The sequence below is a fragment of the Ensifer sp. 22460 genome, assembly GCF_052044935.1.
Lineage (GTDB): Bacteria > Pseudomonadota > Alphaproteobacteria > Rhizobiales > Rhizobiaceae > Ensifer.
This window is the reverse complement of the sequence record NZ_JBQENZ010000013.1, coordinates 127,411-147,393: the sequence shown is the minus strand read 5'-3', so window position 1 is coordinate 147,393 and position 19,983 is coordinate 127,411. Positions and strand designations below refer to the sequence as shown.

The following is a 19,983-nucleotide window of genomic DNA, read 5'->3' as shown; positions in this document are numbered from 1 at the left end:
AGGAGAACGACATGAAAAATTTGCACGTAACCCGCCGCTCGACTTTGAAACTGCTGGCGACCGGCGCAGGCATATTGGCCGCGCCATCGATCATCCGTCCCGCCTTTGCTGAGAGCAAGGTCGTCAACATCACGACCTATGACAAATTCGTACCGCAGTCCTTCATCGACCAGTTCCAGAAGGATACGGGCATCGAGGTCCGCATCCGGCTGACCGACGACCAGGGAAAGCAGTACAACCTGCTGACCGCCGAAGGTGCCACGCCTTCCACGGACATCGTGACCGTTACCGGCCACCGCCTGTCTCAGTTCATGAAGTCCAACCTGCTGGCGTCCCTCGACACCGCGCGGCTCAAGAACTGGGACAAGCTTGCCGCCGCCTATAAGGGTGCGCCGCAGCTCACCGTCGACGGCAAAACCTTCGGCGTGCCGCTGCTCGCAGGTTTTGAGGGTCTCGTACGCAATACGGAATACGCCAAGGCCTCCGATAGCTGGGGCATCATGTTCGACGACGAGAACAAGAACCTGACGTCGTACATCGTCAGCGACTTCCTGTCCATCGTCATGCGCTACCAGGGCAATGACGGTGACTATGTGACCTATGGCGACAAGCCTGATGTGGCGCAGGCCGCTACGAACCAGGCTCGTGACTTCCTGATCCAACACAAGGACAAGGTGCGCAAATACTACGATGCGGGCTCCGAGCTGCAGCAGATGTTCGTCAACGAGGACATCTATCTGGCGCAGGCCTGGTCCGGGCCGGCCGCCAAGCTCGTCATGGACGGCCATCCGATCGAGATCTCGGTGCCCAAGGAAGGGACCTTCGGCTTCCTCTATTCGTTCAACGTCGTCAACAACGCGCCGAACGCGGACGCCGCCTACACCTTCCTTGATGCGATCCTGTCCTCGCCGGAAATCGGCGCGGCGATGACCCGTCAGTCCGGCTTCTCTTCGGCCTTCGACGGGGTCGATAAGGTGCTGAACGACAAGGAGCGCGCGGCCCTGTCGCTGCCACCCGAGCAGGTCGAACGCATCCAGTTCTTCAGCTCGATCAACCGCGACATGAAGAACGACATGATCGACAAGGCCGCTGCGGAGATCAAGGCAGCCTGACTGCGGCCTTCTGGGTGACCGGTCTTCCGGCCGGTCACCCATAAAAATGGACTCTTCCAGAGCCGGGAACAAAAGAATGCTGGATACGACAACGCAACCGCGATCCGTGGGTTTGCCGACGGCACCGCGCTACGCCGGATGGATCGGCAGGGCGGCGAGTTCGGGACTCTATCGCAACACGATCGGGCTTCTCGTCGACAGCCGACGCGTGCGTCTCGCCGTGCTTGCGGGCGTGCCGCTTGTTTGGATCGCCATGCTGCACATCGGGCCGATCCTGCAGATGGCCAATATCAGCCTTCTCGCCAACTATCCGCCGCAACCCGACAAGAGCAGCGAGTACACGCTCGCAAATTACGGGCTTTTCTTTTCCGACCGGCTCTATTTCGTGCCCTTCGTCCGTAGCCTGGTCTTTGCCGCCGTGGTCACGATCTCGACGCTGGTGATCGTCTATCCCGTCGCCTACTACGTCGCTAAGGTGGTGCAGCCGAAGAACCGGATGCGAGCATTGTTGCTGTTGCTCATTCCCTTCTGGGCCGGCGAGCTGATCCGTACCTTCTCGGTCATCATGCTGCTTGCCAATCGAGGGGCTCTGAACGTGCTCCTGCGGGAATTCGGCTTCATCGACCGGCCGATCCCGATGCTCTACACCTTCTTTTCGCTGAGCTTCGGCGTCATCTACCTGCTGGCGCTCTACATGCTCCTGCCGCTCTATTCGGCGATCGAGAAGATACCGACGCCGTTGATCCAGGCGGCGGCCGATCTCGGCGCCGGGCCTTTCCAACGGTTCCGCCGGGTCATCCTGCCGCTCTCGAAAGACGGCATCGTCTCCGGTTGCAGCCTCGTCTATCTGACCGCCGTCGGCGTCTTCGCCGCGCCGCTGCTGCTGGGCGGCCCGAATTCAGTCATTTTCCCCGAGGTTATCGCGACGCTGTTCCACGGGTCGAACGACAAATGGCCGGAGGGCGCTGCGTTCTCGATGATCATGCTGGTGGTGTCGTTGACGACCGTCGGGCTTTTCATGCGGGTGGTCGGCGGCCGCTCCGTCCGGTTGATGTGAGGGCGGGCTGATGCGAACCTATTTCAAAGACCTTCCCAAGACCGCGCTCGGCGCTTCCTACTGGATCTTCGCCGTCTATCTGGTGCTGCCGCTGGCGCTGATGATGGCGATGAGCTTCAAGGATGCGAACTTCATCGCCTTCCCGATCGGCAACTGGACGCTCTCCTGGTACAGCAAGGTGGTTCAGGACAAGCAGTTCCTCGAAGCCTCGCTCTATTCGATCGGCATTGCGCTCGCCACCACCATCTCGGCGACGATCATCGGCGTCTGGATCGCGCTCCTCGTTTCGGCGGAAAACATCTGGGGCAAGGCGGTCATCTTCGCGCTCGCCTGTCTGCCTGCGGTCGTGCCGGGACTGATCAACGCCATTTCCATGCGCATATTCATCCGCACCGTCGACATTCCGACCGGAACCTTCGCGATCATCCTCGCGCATGCGGTTCACGCGGTGCCCTTCGTCGTCATCATGGTGCTGACCCGGCTGCGTTCGATGCCGGCCAATCTCGTCGACGCGGCGCGCGATCTCGGAGCCGATCCCTTCATCGCCTTCCTGCGCGTCACCATCCCCTATCTGATGCCGGCGCTCTTCGGCGGCATGATCTTCTGCGTCCTGACCAGCATCGACGACTTCGTCCGCACCTTTTTCCTCGGCGGCTACCAGCCGACATTGCCCATGCTGATCTTCGCCAAGGTGCAAGGGGGCATGTCGCCGGAGATTAACGCCATGGCAACGATCGTTCTCGTCGTCACCACCGGCATCGGCATCTATGCCGAGCATTTCACCCGCCGTTCCAGGAGCTGACGCGAATGCAGCCTGTCGTCCATTTCAAGAACGTCAACAAATCCTATGGGGCCCTTACCGCCGTCGACGATCTCGACCTGGCGATAGAGCCGGGCCAGTTCGTCACGCTGCTCGGCCCGTCCGGCTGCGGCAAGTCGACGACGCTGCGCATGCTCGGCGGTTTCGATAGCCCGACCTCAGGGGAGATCTATCTCGAAGGCAAGCCAATCACGCACCTGCCTCCCAACAAGCGCAACGTCAATATCGTCTTCCAGGACTACGCGCTTTTCCCGCACCTGACGGTCGGCCGCAACATCGCCTTCGGCCTGGAATTGAAGGGGATGGAGCATGCGGCGATCCACAAACGGGTCACCGAGCTTCTCTCCCTCGTCTCGCTCCAGGACCATGCCGAGCGGATGCCCGCCCAGCTCTCCGGGGGACAGCGCCAGCGCGTGGCCCTGATGCGGGCGCTGGCGCCCGATCCGAACGTGCTCTTGCTCGACGAGCCGCTTTCGGCGCTCGATGCGAAACTGCGCCAGCAGATGCAGATCGAGCTGAAATCGATCCAGCAGAAGACCGGCAAGACCTTCATCTTCGTCACCCACGACCAGGAGGAGGCGCTGACCATGTCCGATGTCATCGTCGTGATGAACAAGGGCAGGATCGAGCAGATGGGCGGCCCCGATGAGCTCTATGCCCGGCCCCGCAGCCGCTTTGTCGCGGATTTCATCGGCCAGAGCAATTTCCTCGAGGGTGCCGTCGTCTCTGTTTCGGACGGAATCGCTGCTGTCGAATGGCGCGGCAATGTCGTGCACGCGGACGTGAACGGGACGTCGCCGATGCCCGGTGAACGCGCCACGTTGGCGCTTCGGCCGGAGGCGCTTTACTGCCTGTCGAGCAAGCCCGAGGGACGGCCGGCGCTCAAGGGACGCGTCGATCAGCGTGTCTTCAAGGGCGCGCACACCACGCTGACCGTCGCTCTCGAAAACGGCAGCAGCCTGCTGGTCCAGATCGATCCCGTGGCGCTTTCGCATATCGAGGGTGACGACGTGTGGGTGGGCTGGCGCGACCGGGACGCCGTCCTGCTGGCGAATTGAACTGGAGACCGGAATGATCAACAATCTACAACAACAGCAACGGCTTGCGGAGCTGAACGCGCGGGTAAGGCAGGATCTCAGCTATCTCAACTACCCGCCAGCCAATTGGTCGAAGCCCGTCACCACCTCGGCTGGCGAGCCAGTGAGCGATGTGGTCGTCATTGGTGGCGGCATGTGCGGGCTTGTCGCCTGGCATGCCCTGACGCGCGCCGGCATCGCCAATCTTCGCGTCGTCGATCGCGCGCCGAAAGGCTATGAGGGGCCATGGGTTACCTATGCACGCATGGAAACGCTGCGCTCGCCGAAGATCCTTCTTGGCCCGGCGCTCGGGGTTGCCTCGCTCAGCTTCCGTGCCTGGTTCACGGCACTCCATGGCGAAGCGGAATGGGAGGAATTGTTCCGGATCCCGCGCCCGATGTGGATGGATTACCTCCGCTGGTATCGCGATGTCATGGACATTCCGGTCGAGAATGACACGCACGTCACCCGCGTCGTGCCGCGCGCCGACGGGCTGCTGGATCTTGAAATTGCCGGTGGGGCAAAGCCTGCGATCGTCACCCGCAAATTGGTGATGGCCACTGGCCGCGACGGCCTGGGTGAACCGACCATTCCCGACTTCGTCAAGGGCATGGAGCGGCATACCTCCTGGGCGCATTCGGCCGACGACATCGACTTCGATCGACTGAAGGGCAAACGCGTCGTCGTCATCGGCGTCGGCGCTTCGGCGGTCGACAATGCGGCAGAGGCGTTGGAGCAGGGGGCAGGGGAGGTGCGCCTTCTCGCCCGGCGCAAGGAGATGCCGACGGTCAACAAGCTGATGGGCATCGGCTCCTACGGGGTCACCGCAGGTTTTGCCGAGATTTCACCGGAATGGCGCTGGCGCCTGATGGACTATGCGGCCAAGCAGCAGACGCCGGCGCCGCACAACTCGACGCTGCGCGTCAGCCGGCATGCGAACGCCTATTTCCACTTCGACTGCGGTATCCGGTCGATGAAGGAGGAGGGCGGTGAAGTCGTCATCACCACCACCAGCGGCCGCATCTTCCGCACCGATTTCGTCATTCTCGGCACGGGTTTCACGATCGATCCCTCGAGCCGCGGCGAGCTAGCGCCCTATCAGGACCAGATCGCCTGCTGGGAGCACCGCTATACGCCGCCGGCAGGGGAGGAGAATCCCGGACTTGGGCGCTTCCCCTGGCTGAACGGAGACTTCTCCTTCACCGAAAAGGAGCCGGGTGCAGCACCCTGGCTGATGGATATCCATTGCTTCAACTACGGCGCATCCGTCAGCGTCGGCAAGGTCAGCGGCGATATCCCTGCCATTAGCGAGGGCGCCCTGTGGTTGGCGCGCGGTGTTGCCGCCTCGCTCTTCATTCGTGACGTTGATTACCATTGGGAAGCGCTCATCGCCTACGAGAAGCCGGAACTCGACGGGACCGAATGGGTCGATGCCGATGCGCCAACGCCGGCACAGAAGACGGCATGAACCCCTCCGAATTTCAGACGACTGGAAAAGCCAATGACCGCTCCATCGACAAATGACGTGATCGATACCGTACTCGGCCTTGATCGCTTCCCCGACCTTCAGGCGCTGCGCGAACAGCGGGCAAAGCTGAAGCACCTGAGCCAGACGAGCTATCAGGCGGCCCTGCGTCCCGCCGAACCACGCAATTTCTCCTATGCGCTGAGGGCTGCGCTTGCTGCACGCATGGCGGCACTCTGGAAGTCGCATGAGCTTTCCGCGCATTTCCGGGAATTGCTCGAGAGCGAGGAGGGGGGCTCCGCCCTGGTGTCGATCGCCAGTCCAGGCAACGGGGCCGAAGGTGCGGATACGCGCCTTGTTGCGATCCTCGCCCATGTCGATCTTGTCACGCTTTCGCCGAAGGAGGCGACGCGCGCCAACATCGAAAAGCTCACCGCCGCAGGGCTCGACGACCGGGACATCGTTGCGCTCGCCGGCCTCATCGCTTTCGTGAACTATCAGGTGCTGGTGGTGGCCGGCCTCAAAATGCTGAGGGACAACTGAGATGTCGCAACCCGTACACGAATTCACTGTCGAGGCGCTTGACTGGAAGCCCTACGTCAAGCCGGTCGATGTCGAAACGGCGACGGTCGAACAGATCGATGCGCTGAAGATCACGCCATCCAACAAGAAGATCTCGGACTATGTCCTGGTGCTCGCCAACGAGCCGGAAACCTTGAAGGAGCGCACGCCGCTCTTCAACGACATCATGTATAGCGAGGGCGGGCTCTCCCGCGGCGGGCGGGAGATCGGAGCGCTCGCCGCCTCCTTCGTCAATCGCTGCATCTATTGCGCGTCCGTCCACGCGGCGCGCTACATCCAGCTCGAAAAGCGGCCGGAGGTGGTGGACGAAATCTATGACCGCGGCCTCGACGCGAACTTGCCGGATTTCGAGCAGGCGCTGTTCAATTTCGGCGTCGACCTGACGGCCCATCCCGACAATGTCGGCGCCTACCAGTTCTACCATTTGCGCGATATCGGCCTCGACGAACTCCAGATCCTCGATCTCATTCATGCGGTCGCGATCTTCGGCTGGGCCAACCGGCTGATGCATACGCTCGGCGAACCGCACCGGCTGGATTGAGTGGGACACGCGCCTTCCGACAAGGCGGGCCTTACAGTCCGCCCCTTCGACATCGCCCATCGCGACGTGCTCCGCATCGCGTTGCCGATGATGATCGCCTATTTGTCGAGCCCACTCGTCGGGCTCGTCGCGACCGGCGTCATTGGTCAGTTGCGCGACGAGGCGCTGATCGGGGGCGTGGCGCTTTCCACCGTCATTTTCGACGTCATCTTTGTCACCTTCAACTTCCTGCGCGGTGCGACCACAGGTTTCACCGCGCAGGCGCTAGGGGCGGGTGACCGGCGCGAAGAGCAGCGTATGCTCGCCAGCGGTCTCATTATTGCGCTCGTCGCGGGGTTGGCGCTGCTCGCGCTGCAGAAGCCGATCGGCGCGCTTGGCCTTGCCGCGATGGGAGCGGAAGGGAAGGTCGCCGAGGCGGCGGACACCTATTTCGCCTGGCGTGTCTGGTCGGCGCCCTTCGTGCTGTTCAATTTCGTGGTCTTCGGCTGGATCATCGGACGTGGCGACGCGCTCTGGGGCATGATCCTGCAAACTCTGCTGAACGGGCTGAATGCCGGGTTGAGCATCTACTGGGCCCTGGGCCTCGGCTGGGGCGTGGCGGGTGTTGCTGCCGCCTCGCTGGTGGCCGAGGCGGTTACGGCGCTGGCTGGACTTTATCTCGTCTGGGCGAAGACCGACCGAACCGCATGGAACCTGCCGAACCTTGCCGCTTTCCGTCGTGCCTTTTCGGTCAATGGCGACATGATGATCCGCTCCTTCGCGCTTCTGATCGGCCTGTCCTTCTTCACGCGCCAGAGCGGCATGCTCGGTATCGAAATTCTTGCGGCGAATACGATCCTTCTACGCTTCTATTTCTTCGGCGTCGCTTTTCTCGACGGGGTGGCAACAGCGGCGGAGCAGCTTGCCGGCCGCGCCGTCGGCGCACGCTACCGGCCGGCCTTCGATCGTGCGGTCGGACTGACGACATTGTGGGGCTTCGTCTTCGCCGGCCTTGTGGCACTCGCGCTGCTTGCCGCCGGGGACTGGGTGATCGGCATCACCGCCCCAACGGAGAGCGTGTCCGCCCTCGCGCATGGCTATTTGCCCTATGTCGCAGCACTTCCAATCTTCGGCATCGTCGCCTTTCAGATGGACGGCGTCTACATTGGCGCCACCTGGTCGCGACAGATGCGAAACCTGATGGTGGCGTCGCTGGTCATCTACTTTGCAGCCTGGGCGGTCCTGCAGCCTGTCTTCGGCAATGACGGACTATGGATCGCGCTGATCCTGTTCCAAAGTGCCCGCAGCGTGGCCTTTCGGCTGATGCTGCCGCGGCTGGCCGACCGTACGTTTCAGACAGGAACGGTAGCGCCTGGCTGATTGCGTCGCCCGGGTGCGTCGTTCCAGGGCAGGGCGCAAGTCCAGTGGTGCGGGTTGCATCTCACGCCCCGCCGGAAGCGATGCTCTATAGACAATTTCTCGCGGACCTTGTCCGCGCATTCCTACTGCAGAACGACGACGGCTTCGACCTCGAACAGCATAGGATCGATTGCAAGCTTGGGAACGGGAACCAGAGTCTGTGCCGGCAGCGCCGTGCCGAACATTTCCTTGACGTTCTCGGTCAACACGCCAAGCTTTGACATGTCGTGGTCAACCACGAAGATCGTGAGCTTGGCGACCTGATCCGGGCGGGCGCCGAGCGCATCGAGGGCCGCGCGCAAATTCGCATAGGCCTGCTTAACCTGAACGGCGAAGTCGGGTGATAAAGCACCCGTGCCGTCTTGGCCGCCCTGTCCGGAAATGCAGGCCACCCGGGCACCGGGGGGCGTGACCACCGCGGTGCTATAGCCGTTCGGCGTGGGGTCGTAGAGGGTCTTGGGATTGACGATGGTCAGCTTGCTCTCATTCGCCGTTGCCGCACTGGGGATTCCGATATTCATGATGATTAGCCCTCCGATAAGCACATGCTTGACTGTGCGTGACATCATTTTCTCGCTCCGAACGCCATGAGCACGGCTCTCGCGCCGGCATGATTTGACCATGAGTCCGATCCTTGATGTATGACTCGTACGCTGTACGATTTATTTGCATCGTACCGCGTACGAGTCAACGGGTGAGGGTCGACATTCATCGTGTTTCCGGCCAAATTCGATGGACTGATTGACGAGGAAGACGGAATGGCGGCCAAAAGTAGCGGCACGCGGACGAAACGATCGCAACGCGCGAATGTGAAACGCCAACCCGGGCAGGAACCGCGCAGTGACGGCTCGCTTTCTCTGGAACGTATCGTAGCGACCGCTGTGGAACTGCTGGACGCTGAGGGCGTCGGCGGGTTGACGATGCGTCGGTTGGCCGAGCGCTGCGGATCGGGGGTGATGAGCCTCTATTGGCACGTCGACACAAAGGAGGATGTCTTCGATCTCGCGCTCGATTCGGTGCTCGAATATCGCGGCCCTTGGCAAACTGGCGAGTCCAAGGACTGGCGTACAGAAGTCGTCCATATGCTCGAAGACTGGCGCGCCAGCATGCTGCGTCATCCTTGGTCGGCATCGCTATTGCCGAGCCGGGCACTTGGCGCAAACGTCCTCGGCCGCCTGGAACTGCTCGGCACGACCTTGTCCAGAGCCGGTGTCGCAGACGCAGAGCTGAACGTGACAATCTGGTCGCTTTGGAACCATGTCCTGGGCGCCACTGTCACGCTCGCGAGCTTCGACCGATCGGACGAAGACAAGGCGGCCGCGCAGCAGCGCCTTACGCAGCTCAGCGAACGCTATCCGACGATCGAGCGCTCGCGGCTGTTGCTGGACAACGATTGGGACGGCACCTTCAGGAAGGGCCTCGATTTCCTGCTCGATGGGCTGACCCCGAAACAGTGAGGACGCTCGCGAGTGTTACGCGCACCCACATCTTGCCGTTAGACTATTGAAAACACTGAAGAATTTGGACTGGTGCGCACGGTAATTTGCCGGTGCTCACTAAGACTTTGCCAAAGAACCCGATGGCGGTCGAACTGAGTGCTTCTTTCCGGAAAGGCATCTGCGACCGCGGACCAAGCAGGCCATGCTTTCAGGAGTTCGCTGTGCGGGATCCGGCGCGTGTCAGGCGTACGCGATGCGTCGTGGCAGATGCCTTGTGCCGGATCGACGCTGCACCGCCAGTGCTGATCCGAACCAGCAGACGACGCACCTGGCGCGCGCTTAAGCCCAGGACATGCGCCGCCGACGCCAACGTCATGCGTCCGGCGATCACTTTCGACAAAACCTCAATCCGCTGCAGATCGCGTTCGCTCATCGCAATCAATCCCATCCGCAATCTCCCAGGTCAGCAAAACCCGGGGAGAGTGACATTCTTACTTTGCAGAAACAGGACACTTTAACTTTGCGGCTACACAGGCATGTCACATAATATACATTATGGAACTATCGGATATGCCGGAAAACATGGATTGCGGCTGATCCTTGCCTTGCCGCGCTTGACCCGGCCTCCCGCGAAACGCGTGCGCGACGCAAACCTCAGCGCAACAGTTACCCTGGGAACGGTCGATGCAGTTCAGTCGCCTACAATGTAACCCAACTCTGGTTCGGTCATGGACGTTTCCGATGCCCACTTCACCCTGCGAAAGATACCTCAGCATATGCGATAAGAGCGGACATAAGCGTTTTCGCCCGTCTCGTCTCCTTCGCGCAGCCAACGACAACCGGCATGATGCCGATCACCCGTTCGTCGCCACTCCTGAGAGCGCTACGATATCCCTTCCTCGCGAACGCATGCCAGCGATCGAAATCGGATCGGCTTTGTCCATGCTGGCAGCGGTAGTCCTCGCTACCTACGTAGAGCTAGAGGTCATTACCGGCACACTGAACCAGGTGGTCGACGGGTTGTTCGTCGAGGTATCGTCGGTCCTCTGGTGACGTCACACGGGCCATTGGAACGGAGCAATGTTCCGAACCAACGTCCACCGCCGCATCGATCTCGGCCTCCTTATACGCTCCAAAGGAGCTTGGCGGATGAGATGTCTCTGCCCGAATGGGTCAACGGCCTCTCGCGACATGAATGCCGTTTCAGTTAATCCTGGCGCCTCCTGCAGAGAAGAGGTGAATCTTCTCTCCTTTTGGCGCGAGGTGGACCTGCTGTTCAGGGCGAAGGTCCGCGCGTCGATGCAGAACGATAGCGGCCGTCTGCGTGCCGACGCGCACCGAAAGATGGGTTTCAGCGCCTGTCGGCTCAACCGTCAGGACCGTTGCTGGAATGCCCTTTTCCGCAAGCTCGAGGTCTTCCGGGCGGATGCCGTAGGTTCGGGCTTCTTTGCCGCCCAGGAACCCCGGTAGTGGCAGGGAAAGCCCGCCCTCGATACGGAAGCCGCCGTCGCCGATGTCGCCTTCAAAAAGGTTCATCGCAGGCGAGCCGATGAAGGTTGCGACGAAGGTGTTATCTGGGCGGTCGTAGAGGTCGAGCGGTTTGCCGATCTGCTCGATGCGGCCAGCGCGCATGACGACGATCTTATCGGCCATGGTCATAGCCTCGATCTGGTCGTGCGTGACGTAGACGATGGTGGTACCGAGTCGCTGGTGCAATTCCTTGATTTCGCTGCGCATCGTCACGCGCAGCTTGGCATCGAGATTGGACAGCGGCTCATCGAACAGGAACACCTTCGGATGGCGGACAATTGCGCGCCCCATGGCCACGCGCTGGCGCTGGCCACCGGAGAGCTGCTTCGGCAAGCGATCGAGCAGCGGTTCCAGCGCCAGAATACCGGCGGCTTCCCTAACAAGCCGGTCGATCGTCGCCCTGTCGCGGCCCTGCAGTTTCAGGGCAAAGCCCATGTTCTCGGCGACCGTCATGTGCGGATAGAGTGCGTAGCTCTGGAACACCATGGCGATGTCCCGCTCCTTCGGCGCCACCTCGTTGACGATGCGCCCGTCGATGCGGATCTCGCCGCCGCTGATGTCCTCCAGCCCCGCCAGCATACGCAGAAGCGTGGACTTGCCGCAGCCGGACGGGCCGACGAGCGTGACGAACTCGCCATCCTCGATATTCACGGAAACGCCGTGGATGACGGAGGCTGCCCCATATTGCTTCAAAACGCGATCGATCGTTACCGATGCCATTGTCTTCCTCCCTTAAAGCTTGAGTTGCCAGATTTTTGCACTGGCGGCGGCACCGGTTAGCGTCGCCGAACGAGCGGCGGAAAAACCCGGAATGCGCTTGGTGCCGGTCCAGCGGCCGTTGTCGGCGAACACCTCGATGGAACCTGCGTCGAGAAAGATGCGCAGCTCCGAAGGCTTTGCGCCGGATGCGAGGTATCGCGGCGGCTCTTTGCCTGTGCCGGCATCAAAGAGGATCGCCAGGCCGTCGCCATCAAGCTTCACGCCGAGCTTGACGTCCGGGTGGTCGAAGGCGAGTTCAAACGCAGCGCCGGGCTCGGGCAGCAAGAGCACGATCTCGACCGCGCCGCTTTCAAGCGGAACCGTCTCGCCGGCAGCGAGCGCCGCTTCGTCGAGCAGCATGTGGCGGAGGCTCTCCGCGGCGACGCTCGGCGGCGTCAGAACGGCATCTCCGTCGAGAAGCACGCGACGCGGCAGCGTCATTGCGGTCGGGAAGTCGTCTTTCTTGGAAAAGTCCGTCCAGTTGGCGAGCCAAGCGATGCCGACCGGCTCGTCGCCGTCGACGAAAGCCTGGAAGGCATAGGCGTCGGAACCGAAATCCAGCTCCTGCTCGAACTCGGCCAGGAATTTGCGGCCGTCAAAGCGGCCGACGGTAACCGACGTCAGGTTACGCCGGCCGGTTGCGGGATCGCGGCTGGTCAGCAGGCCGAAGATCAGCGCCCAACGGGTATCCGGATCGTCCGCCTTCCCACCGAGCGGCACAATGCAGGGGCATTCCGCTGCGGTCATACCAAAACGGTCCTCGCGATGAATGATGCCGAGAAAGGTCCAGCCGGCGGCACCCTGTCGATCCGTCGTCTCATATAGCAGAACGACGCCGCCCGACCTGTCGCGGCTGCCGAGCAGCATCTTCCAGCGGCCGTCCGGGCCCCGGAAGACATAGGGATCCCGGAAGTCGGTGGTGAGGTTCAAGCCTTCCGGACGGACCGGCAGAACCACCTCGGATGCACCGGCGACGATGCCGTCGCGGCTGAGGGCGGAGAGCTGGATCTGCTCTTCCGGCTGCCGATCGCGAACGTGTTCGGTATAGAAGACGCGGATCTCCTCCCCCTCAGGTCCGGAAATGGGGATGGCCGAGCCGGAAAAGGCGCCGCCGCGGCCGTCGTCCTTTTCGGACAGATGATCCGCCGGAAAGAGGAACATCGGCAGGTGCGTCCAGTGGATCAGATCTGTCGAGACGGCGTGTCCCCAATGCATGGTGTTCCAGCGCAGACCGTGCGGATAGTGCTGGTAGAAGAGATGGCCGCGGCCGGCGAAACGGCCGAAACCGTTCGGGTCGTTCATCCAGCCGAAGGGCGGCCGGAAGTGGTAGCCGGCCGGCACCTGAGGCGGTGCGGTACGCATGTCGTGGTGCAACACGCGGATCCCCTCCTCCAGCACCGTCTGTGGCTGGAATGCGTAGACCACCGAGAGCGCGGTCGTTTCCGCATCATAGGCAAGTACAGTGTGGCCACCGGTCCCGAGCGTCACTGCGAAGAATTCGAACTCCTCGGCGCGGCGCGTGGACGGATCGGCGATGTCATTGCGCTCGACACTCACGAAGAGCTTCGCCTTGCCGCCAGTTTCGCGCGCCTTGATCCAGAGATGCAGCACCGTGCCTGCGGCAAACGCGGCCTCAATGATTTCAAGCGCGGGGCTCGCGGGTTTTGTTTGGGAAGTCATAGTCAACCTTTCACGGCGGAGCCGACGAACGAGCTTACGAACCAGCGCTGGAAGGCGAGGTAGAGAATGAGGACGGGGATCATCATCAGGACGGACGCGGCCATGGCGCGGTCCCAGTAGATGCTGTCCTGTCCAAAGAAGGTGGCAATTGCGACCGAGATCGGCCTTGCATGGTCGGTCTGCGTTACGAGTGTCGGCCAGAGATACTGGTTCCAGCTCTCGATCCCCATGAGGATCGACACCGTTGCGAGCGCCGGCAGGCTGAGCGGCATGTAGATCGAACGGTAGATGCGAAAGGGCGAGGCCCCGTCCATTTCCGCCGCTTCATAGAGTTCCTTCGGCAGTTGCGCGAAGAACTGGTAGAAGAGGAAGACATAGAGCGGGCTTGCTACCCAGGGCAGGATCTGGACGGCAAAGGTGTCCGTCAGCCCTGCCCGCGACATCATGACGACGAGCGGCATGATGATGCTTTCCTGCGGGATGACATAGAGCGCAACGACGAGCGCAAGCAGGACCGCCTTGCCGCGCAGCGAGCCCCAGGCGAGCACAAAGCCTGCCATGGAGTTGATGATCAGCCCCGACACGACGGTGACGACGAGGATCACCAGCGAATTGAACAGGTAGCGGCCATAGGCAAGCTCGCCGGAGAAATTGGCGATCTCCCTGTAGTTCGAGAGCGTCGGGTCGCTCACCCAGAAGGCACGGAAGCTGCCCATGTCCGCAAGGATGCGGAAGCGGTCGTCCTTGAGGCTGGCAATGAGCAGCATGAAGAGTGGCGAAATCATCACCAGAGCAACAATGAAGATGCAGACGGTCTGGACGGCGCGCAGGCCCGTCTTGCTGTTGCCCCGGGATATGGCCAGCGGGGCGGGCTGGTTGAGCACGAGATCAGACATCGAAGCGCCTCAGGAGTTTGCGCTGGAGAAGCGCGATCAGAAGAACGATGACGAAGAGAATGACGGAGACGGCAGAGGCATATCCGAGCTTCTGTTCCTCGAAACCGGCGCGCACCATGTAGTGCACCACGGTCTCCGTGCTTTCCTTGGGCCCGCCCTGGGTGAGGATTGCTACTTGGGTGTAGAGCTTGAAAGCCTGGATCGTCGTAATGACCAGCACGAAGACATGGGTGGGACGCAGGCCAGGCATGGTCACGTGCCAGAAGCGGCGCAGCGCGCTTGCCCCATCGATGCGGGCGGCGTCGTAAAGCTCTTCCGGAATGCCCTGCAGGCCGGCAAGGTAGATGATCATCTGGAAGCCATAGGCCTGCCAGGCCGACAGCAACACGATCGAGAACATCGCCCAGTTCGGGTCGCCGAGCCAATCGATCGGCTGGATCATTCCAGCGGACAAGAAGCCGACGATCTGATTGAGCGGACCGCTTGGATACTGAAACAGCGTGCCCCAGATCACGCAGACGACAACCATGGAGGTGATCGCCGGCAGGAAGAACATGCCGCGCAGAAGATTGCGCATCGGCAGCTTCTGGTGGAGCAGCAGCGCCGTCAGGAAGGCCAGACCGCACTGGACCGGGAGCACCCAGACCGTGAAGCGCGTGACGTTCCACAGCGACGTCCAGAACAGCGGATCGGTAAAGACGCGCTGAAAGTTCAAGAGGCCGACGAAGCGCACCGGCGTCGGGCGCGGTACGAGCGGCTGGTTGGTCATCGCCGTCCAGAAGGACAGAAGGAACGGCGTGATCAGGAAGATGGCGAGCAGCAGCACGGCGGGCGCGATCATCGCGACTTCCTGCCAAAATCGCTGCCGGTCACGTCGCCTGCCGGCGCGCGGAATGGCCGGCGCAGACGTCTGTTGCAAAGTCATGGTCTCCTCCTCATCGCTCATCCTCCCGAGATGGCGCAGGGCCGGTCAGAGTGACGGCCCTGCGATAACGCCTTACTGCTGTTCGTCGAACGGCGGATAGCCGGCGTTGTCCTCAATGTCTTGGTCGATCTTCCTGGCGGCGGCAGTCAGGGCTTCCTGTGCGTCGCCGCCATTGAAGATCTTGTCGACCGCCTGCATGAAGGCCGAGGTAATCGTCGGATAGGCCGGGTGCGGCGGACGGGCGACCGCGGACTTCGAGGCCTGTTCGAAGGCGACAGCAAGCGGTCCGCCTTCAGCGTAGAGCGGGGATTCCGCTGCAAAGCTCTTCAGTCCCGGATAGGCCGACTGGGTCTTGGCGTAGTCGCGATAGTCCTTGTCCTTCAGAAGGAAGCTCAGGAACTTGCCCGCGGCCTCAGGATTTTCGGAGGTCGCCGAGATGCCCCAGATCCAGGTGCCGTTCGGGCTGACGCCCTTCTTACCGATCTTTGGCAGCGGCATGACGACGATATTGTCCTTCATCGCGGCGGCGGCTTCCGCATAGAACCAGTGCCCGCCCATGGCGAGTGCTGCCGGCTGGCCTTCGGCATAGAACTGGTTGGTACCCGACGAGGTCGGAACGACCCAGCCGTTCTTTACCCACGTCTGCATCATCGTGAGCGCTTTGACGCAGGCTTCGCTGTCGAGCGTACCGCTCGCCTTCCACGCCTTGCGATCGATCAGATCACAGCCAGCACTTTCGAGCAGCGGGCCATAGGCATAGGTGATCCACTCGGTCTTGATGCCGTAGCCGCGGAAGGTGTCGATCGGCCACTTCACGCCTTCGAGCTTGGAGAGCTTTTCGAGATATCCTTCGAATTCCTCGCGGGTCCAGGCGTCGTCGACGGATTTCGGAATGCGTGCGCCGATGGCTTCGAGATATTTCTTGTTGCCGTAGAGGACGACCGAGGAGTCGGTGAGGCCGATCGCATAGAGGTCCTTGTCGATCGGATAGGTGCCCTGGGCGATGTTCGAGCCGGTCATGTCGTCGAGGACATCCTTATCGACGAGCGGCTTGATCGGCTGCAGGTATCCGGACCAGACGTAGTTGGCGAGGAACGGTGCGTCGAGTTCCATTACGTCCGGCAACTGCTTGGCCATGACGGCGGCGCTGAACTTCTCGTTATAGGCGTCGTGCGGCGCGTAGATCAGTTCGATGTCGACATCAGGATTGGCGTCCTCGAAGCGCTTGGCGACATCGCCATAGGCCTTCACCCAGCCCGGATCGCCCTGGTGCATGACATGAATGACGGTTTTTGCGTCGGCAATACCGGCGCTCCCCAAGAGCGCCGTGGCGGCGCAGAGTGTATTGCGTAAACGATTACCCAAGTGCGCAGTCATTGTTTTCTCCTCCTGTTGAATGCGATCATAAAACTGAATTCAGACGGATGCCCGCTCAACCAGATGGAAGGGCAGCTGCCGCAGATGCGGCGGCTCAGGTTGCCCGGCGAGCAGGATCTCCATGGCAAGGCGGCCCATCGCGCGGTGCGGCAGGGCCATCGTCGTCAAGGGCGGATCCAGCCGCGAGGCAAGCTCGACCTGATTGTCGAAACTTGCCACCGCAATGTCGTCCGGGATGCGAAGGCCGGCACGCGCAAGCGCCGCATAGACTTCCATCGCCACCCGGTCGTTGCCGCACAGGATGGCGTCCGGCCGCTGACCGGAAAGAAGTGCCTCCACATGGGATGCGACAAGGCTTGGCGCGCGATCGCTGTAAACGCTGCGGCGCACGGCCGGAAACACGCCGAGCGGATCGACGCCTGCCTCCTCCAGCGCCGCGCGAAAGCCCTTCTCGCGCAAGGAGCCGGCCAGAATGCCCGGCAAGTTGATGAAGGCAATACGACGCCGGCCGGCGGCCAGCAGGTAACGCACGATCTCACGTGCCCCGCCCTCTTCGTCCGGGACCAGCGACGTGACACGGCCAGAGGCCTCGCGGCAGTTGATCATGACCCCGACGGAACCGGCCAGCGTTGGCGGCAGATCGACGTCCTTGTGATACATGGCGGCGTAGGCAACGGCGCGCGGCCGGAACTGCTGCACTTCGTCGAGCACCGAGCCAATCGACTGTCCGCTGCTGTGGTTGATAGCGAAGACGGCCATGCCGGCGCTGCGCGCAGCCCCATCGAGTCCTCGGACGATTTCGGTGGCGAAGGGCGAGGTGATCAGCCCATCGGACACGACGCCGACCAGCGGAAGCCAGCCCTGACGCACGCCGCGCGCGGCCAGGTTCGTTACATAGCCGAGCTCCTCCGCAATCGCCTTGACCTTCTGACGGGTCTCCTCCGACATTCGAGCGGAGCCGCCGTGCAATGCGCCGGAGACCGTCTTCACTGAGACGCCCGCACGCTCCGCGATGTCAGAAAGGGAGATTGTCACGTTGGTCCCTTGTTGGGTTATCGATTACCCAATAATTCAAACTCGGCCCCATTGTCAAGCGGTCACCCGGCTTCAAATGAAGTGCCGTCAGACATATTAACGCCAGCGTTCTTGTAAATCGCGAAGCCTGCGCTGTTCGAATTCACAGTGCCAGATGAAGTAACCCTGTATGTGACTTTTTCGCCGGCGAGGACGCTAAGGCGAGCCTGCCACAACTCGCTTGTATTCGAGAGGGAAACGCCGCTCCCCCACGTTGCGTTGATCGCACTGCAACCAGACGATTGCGCGTGCGCACTCTGGAAAAAAATCAGGCTGATCAAAAAGGCAGCAATGAAGGCGAACCAGGCGTTCCCCCGCCTATGCGCGGCATTGGTGATGGCCCGGAGCATCCAAGCGGCGGCGGAAAGAGCCAACTGAAACCGCGCGAGCACTTTCAGCCATGTGAACGCCATGCCTGCAAGAGCAAGCACAACTATCGTCGATGTCATCGGTTCCCCGTCCGCCTTCCCCCCGAAGGCCGTCCAAATCGCGCAAGCACCCGCAATCCATGCCCAGGTGCAGCCGAGCTTTCGTACAGTGAAGAACTTTCGCCCAGCTTGCGAGCCAGAAAATCGCAAGTTATGCGTGCAGTATCATCCATAGATTGTTGTCATGGTTCGCGCTACACGTAAGATGCGGTTTGCCCAATTTTTTTCTACGGAGCGTTGCAACAGAGCTGGCCACGTCACTGGGAAAAACCGTCTGTCGTCGAGGTCGCGTCATACGGCATCGCCTTGGTATCGGTTGAGAGAAATGTCCATCGCGGTCGCCATTCGATGGACCTCTGCCAGGACGGGTTCGAAGATCGCGTTGCGGCGCTCAAGCTCGGCGTGTTCGGCAAGATATGCCGGCACGAGTTCGGAAATTTCATCGAAAACGGCCTGTTCATCCACCGTGGTCAGGCGTCCCCCCTGCATGACTATCCGTCCGGCAACCATCACTGTTTCCACCGACGATCCGTTTTCCGAATAGACAAGGTGTTTGGCGACCTCGTTGAGCGGCATGAAAGGATAGTTGCGCATATCCAGGACAAGAAGATCGGCCGACTTGCCGACTTCCAGGGAACCGGTCACCTGTTCCAGCATTGCCGTCTTGGCGCCACCGATGGTCGCCATGGTGAGAATTTCGTCCGCCCTCAGCCATTTCTCGTAGTCAGGACCGGCGGCACTATGAACGAGACCGGCGACGCGCATGACGTCGAAGATGCGAGACGTATCGTTCGACGAAACGCCATCCGTGCCAAGACCGATCGTCACACCGGCATCGAGCAGGCGGCGGATCGGCGCGATCCCGGCCCCAAGCTTCAGGTTGGAGATGGCGTTGTGGGCAACGGAGACGCCCGCCTCCCCCATCAGCTCGATGTCCTCGTCGCTGACCCACACCGAATGCGCGATGGTCGTATTGCGTTTCAGAAGGCCGAGATCATGCATATAGGCGATCAAGGACTTGCTGTGATGAACGAGCCCAGTCACCGCCTGTGTCTTGGTTTCGAGGACATGCGTGTGGAACGGCACGCTTCTCTCCACCGCCAGCTCCATACAGGTCGCCATGAGATCGGGCGTGCAGCGCTGCGGTGCTGAAGGGGCGATCATGAACTGCAGGCGGCCCGACATCCCGTGCAGGCTGGAAAAGGCAGCGCGGCAATAGTCCGCGTACGCTCCTGCCGACATAGGCGGACCAAAATCGAGAAGATCCTGCATCGCCGAGGGCATTATCTCGCGCACAAAAGGCAGCGCATCAAGCGTATGCACATTCATCGCCGCGCTGGAAACATTGGCGCGGATTCCGGCATCGTCGTAGGCGCGAAAGACGGTGGCAAGTCGGGCGAGATCGTGCCGGGGCGGGTCGAAAAAATCGTCGCAGAGCGTCGTGACGCCGTTGCGCAGCGATTCCATCGCCAGCAGCAGGCTGCGCAGGTACAACAGGCGCTCTCCGATCGGGTCGTTCATCAATAGCGGATAGGCATAGAGCAGCCACAGTTCGAGCGGCATGCGCTCATAGCGCCCCCGCAGGAATGTCTCACTGGAATGCGTATGGGCATTGACCAGTCCCGGCAGGACCAGCTTGCCGCGTGCCTCGATAATTTGGGCGTCGGGCCTGGCGGCAAGGCCCGACCCGATCGATCTGATCTCGGTGCCTTCGATCAGGATGTCAGCGGCAAATGGTGTTGCGCCGTGAGCGCGGTCCATCGCAACTATCGTCCCATTGCGGATGAGAATTTCGCTCATGACAAATGCCCCGGAAACCATTGA

The 19,983-nt window shown here is 61.5% G+C and carries 18 protein-coding genes and 1 pseudogene; 9 read left to right on the top strand and 10 right to left on the bottom strand.

Annotated elements, in window-relative coordinates:
- Positions 1-11: 11 nt before the first annotated feature.
- The 8 genes from ACTJKM_RS17905 (at position 12) to ACTJKM_RS17870 (ending at position 8,012) form a co-directional block, all read left to right on the top strand.
- The gene (locus ACTJKM_RS17905) at positions 12-1,112 is read left to right on the top strand and encodes an extracellular solute-binding protein (RefSeq protein ID WP_058327988.1); all 1,101 of its coding nucleotides are present in this window, start codon (positions 12-14) and stop codon (positions 1,110-1,112) included.
- A 76-nt stretch (positions 1,113-1,188) separates the two neighbouring features.
- On the top strand, positions 1,189-2,169 hold the full coding sequence (locus ACTJKM_RS17900) for an ABC transporter permease (RefSeq protein ID WP_058327987.1): 981 nt from the start codon (positions 1,189-1,191) through the stop codon (positions 2,167-2,169).
- Positions 2,170-2,179: 10 nt separating this feature from the next.
- The gene (locus ACTJKM_RS17895; RefSeq protein WP_058327986.1) at positions 2,180-2,971 is read left to right on the top strand and encodes an ABC transporter permease; all 792 of its coding nucleotides are present in this window, start codon (positions 2,180-2,182) and stop codon (positions 2,969-2,971) included.
- A gap of 5 nt (positions 2,972-2,976) precedes the next feature.
- Positions 2,977-4,047, top strand: a complete 1,071-nt coding sequence (locus tag ACTJKM_RS17890; protein WP_058327985.1) for an ABC transporter ATP-binding protein — start codon at positions 2,977-2,979, stop codon at positions 4,045-4,047.
- Between the two features lie 13 nt (positions 4,048-4,060).
- On the top strand, positions 4,061-5,533 hold the full coding sequence (locus ACTJKM_RS17885) for an NAD(P)-binding domain-containing protein (RefSeq protein ID WP_058327984.1): 1,473 nt from the start codon (positions 4,061-4,063) through the stop codon (positions 5,531-5,533).
- A gap of 33 nt (positions 5,534-5,566) precedes the next feature.
- Entirely contained in the window at positions 5,567-6,073 is a 507-nt protein-coding gene (locus ACTJKM_RS17880) for a CMD domain-containing protein (RefSeq protein WP_058327983.1), read from the top strand.
- Between the two features lies 1 nt (position 6,074).
- Positions 6,075-6,653 (top strand): peroxidase-related enzyme, encoded by a 579-nt coding sequence (locus ACTJKM_RS17875; RefSeq protein WP_058327982.1) that lies wholly within the window; start codon positions 6,075-6,077, stop codon positions 6,651-6,653.
- Positions 6,654-8,012 (top strand): MATE family efflux transporter, encoded by a 1,359-nt coding sequence (locus tag ACTJKM_RS17870; protein ID WP_440638873.1) that lies wholly within the window; start codon positions 6,654-6,656, stop codon positions 8,010-8,012. It begins immediately after the preceding gene.
- A 122-nt stretch (positions 8,013-8,134) separates the two neighbouring features.
- Here ACTJKM_RS17870 and ACTJKM_RS17865 read toward each other — a convergent pair whose 3' ends face one another.
- On the bottom strand, positions 8,135-8,617 hold the full coding sequence (locus ACTJKM_RS17865; RefSeq protein WP_058327981.1) for a RidA family protein: 483 nt from the start codon (positions 8,615-8,617) through the stop codon (positions 8,135-8,137).
- A 192-nt stretch (positions 8,618-8,809) separates the two neighbouring features.
- On the opposite strand from ACTJKM_RS17865, the gene ACTJKM_RS17860 reads away from it, so the two are divergent.
- Positions 8,810-9,508 (top strand): TetR/AcrR family transcriptional regulator, encoded by a 699-nt coding sequence (locus ACTJKM_RS17860; RefSeq protein ID WP_058328013.1) that lies wholly within the window; start codon positions 8,810-8,812, stop codon positions 9,506-9,508.
- A 250-nt stretch (positions 9,509-9,758) separates the two neighbouring features.
- On the opposite strand, the pseudogene ACTJKM_RS17855 reads toward ACTJKM_RS17860, so the two are convergent.
- From ACTJKM_RS17855 to ACTJKM_RS17815, 9 genes and pseudogenes are all read right to left on the bottom strand, one after another.
- Positions 9,759-9,938 (bottom strand): annotated as a pseudogene (locus ACTJKM_RS17855) (helix-turn-helix domain-containing protein); the annotation flags it as partial.
- Between the two features lie 755 nt (positions 9,939-10,693).
- Positions 10,694-11,740, bottom strand: coding sequence for an ABC transporter ATP-binding protein (locus ACTJKM_RS17850; protein WP_058329180.1), 1,047 nt, complete (start codon positions 11,738-11,740; stop codon positions 10,694-10,696).
- A 12-nt stretch (positions 11,741-11,752) separates the two neighbouring features.
- Positions 11,753-13,459, bottom strand: coding sequence for a GH32 C-terminal domain-containing protein (locus ACTJKM_RS17845; protein WP_440660701.1), 1,707 nt, complete (start codon positions 13,457-13,459; stop codon positions 11,753-11,755).
- A 2-nt stretch (positions 13,460-13,461) separates the two neighbouring features.
- Positions 13,462-14,355: a carbohydrate ABC transporter permease gene (locus ACTJKM_RS17840; protein ID WP_440638866.1), complete on the bottom strand. Its 894-nt coding sequence runs from the start codon at positions 14,353-14,355 to the stop codon at positions 13,462-13,464.
- Positions 14,348-15,280, bottom strand: coding sequence for a carbohydrate ABC transporter permease (locus ACTJKM_RS17835; RefSeq protein ID WP_058329177.1), 933 nt, complete (start codon positions 15,278-15,280; stop codon positions 14,348-14,350). Before ACTJKM_RS17835 ends, ACTJKM_RS17840 begins: the two co-directional genes overlap by 8 nt.
- A gap of 72 nt (positions 15,281-15,352) precedes the next feature.
- A complete protein-coding gene (locus ACTJKM_RS17830; protein WP_440660712.1) occupies positions 15,353-16,645 on the bottom strand; it encodes an ABC transporter substrate-binding protein in 1,293 nt (430 codons plus the stop codon).
- Between the two features lie 51 nt (positions 16,646-16,696).
- Positions 16,697-17,692 carry a LacI family DNA-binding transcriptional regulator gene (locus tag ACTJKM_RS17825; protein ID WP_058329176.1) on the bottom strand — a complete coding sequence of 332 codons (996 nt, stop codon included), beginning with the start codon at positions 17,690-17,692 and terminating at the stop codon, positions 16,697-16,699.
- A gap of 62 nt (positions 17,693-17,754) precedes the next feature.
- Positions 17,755-18,180, bottom strand: a complete 426-nt coding sequence (locus tag ACTJKM_RS17820) for a hypothetical protein (protein ID WP_440660699.1) — start codon at positions 18,178-18,180, stop codon at positions 17,755-17,757.
- Positions 18,181-18,450: 270 nt separating this feature from the next.
- Positions 18,451-19,959 carry an amidohydrolase gene (locus ACTJKM_RS17815; protein ID WP_113514997.1) on the bottom strand — a complete coding sequence of 503 codons (1,509 nt, stop codon included), beginning with the start codon at positions 19,957-19,959 and terminating at the stop codon, positions 18,451-18,453.
- Positions 19,960-19,983 lie beyond the last annotated feature (24 nt).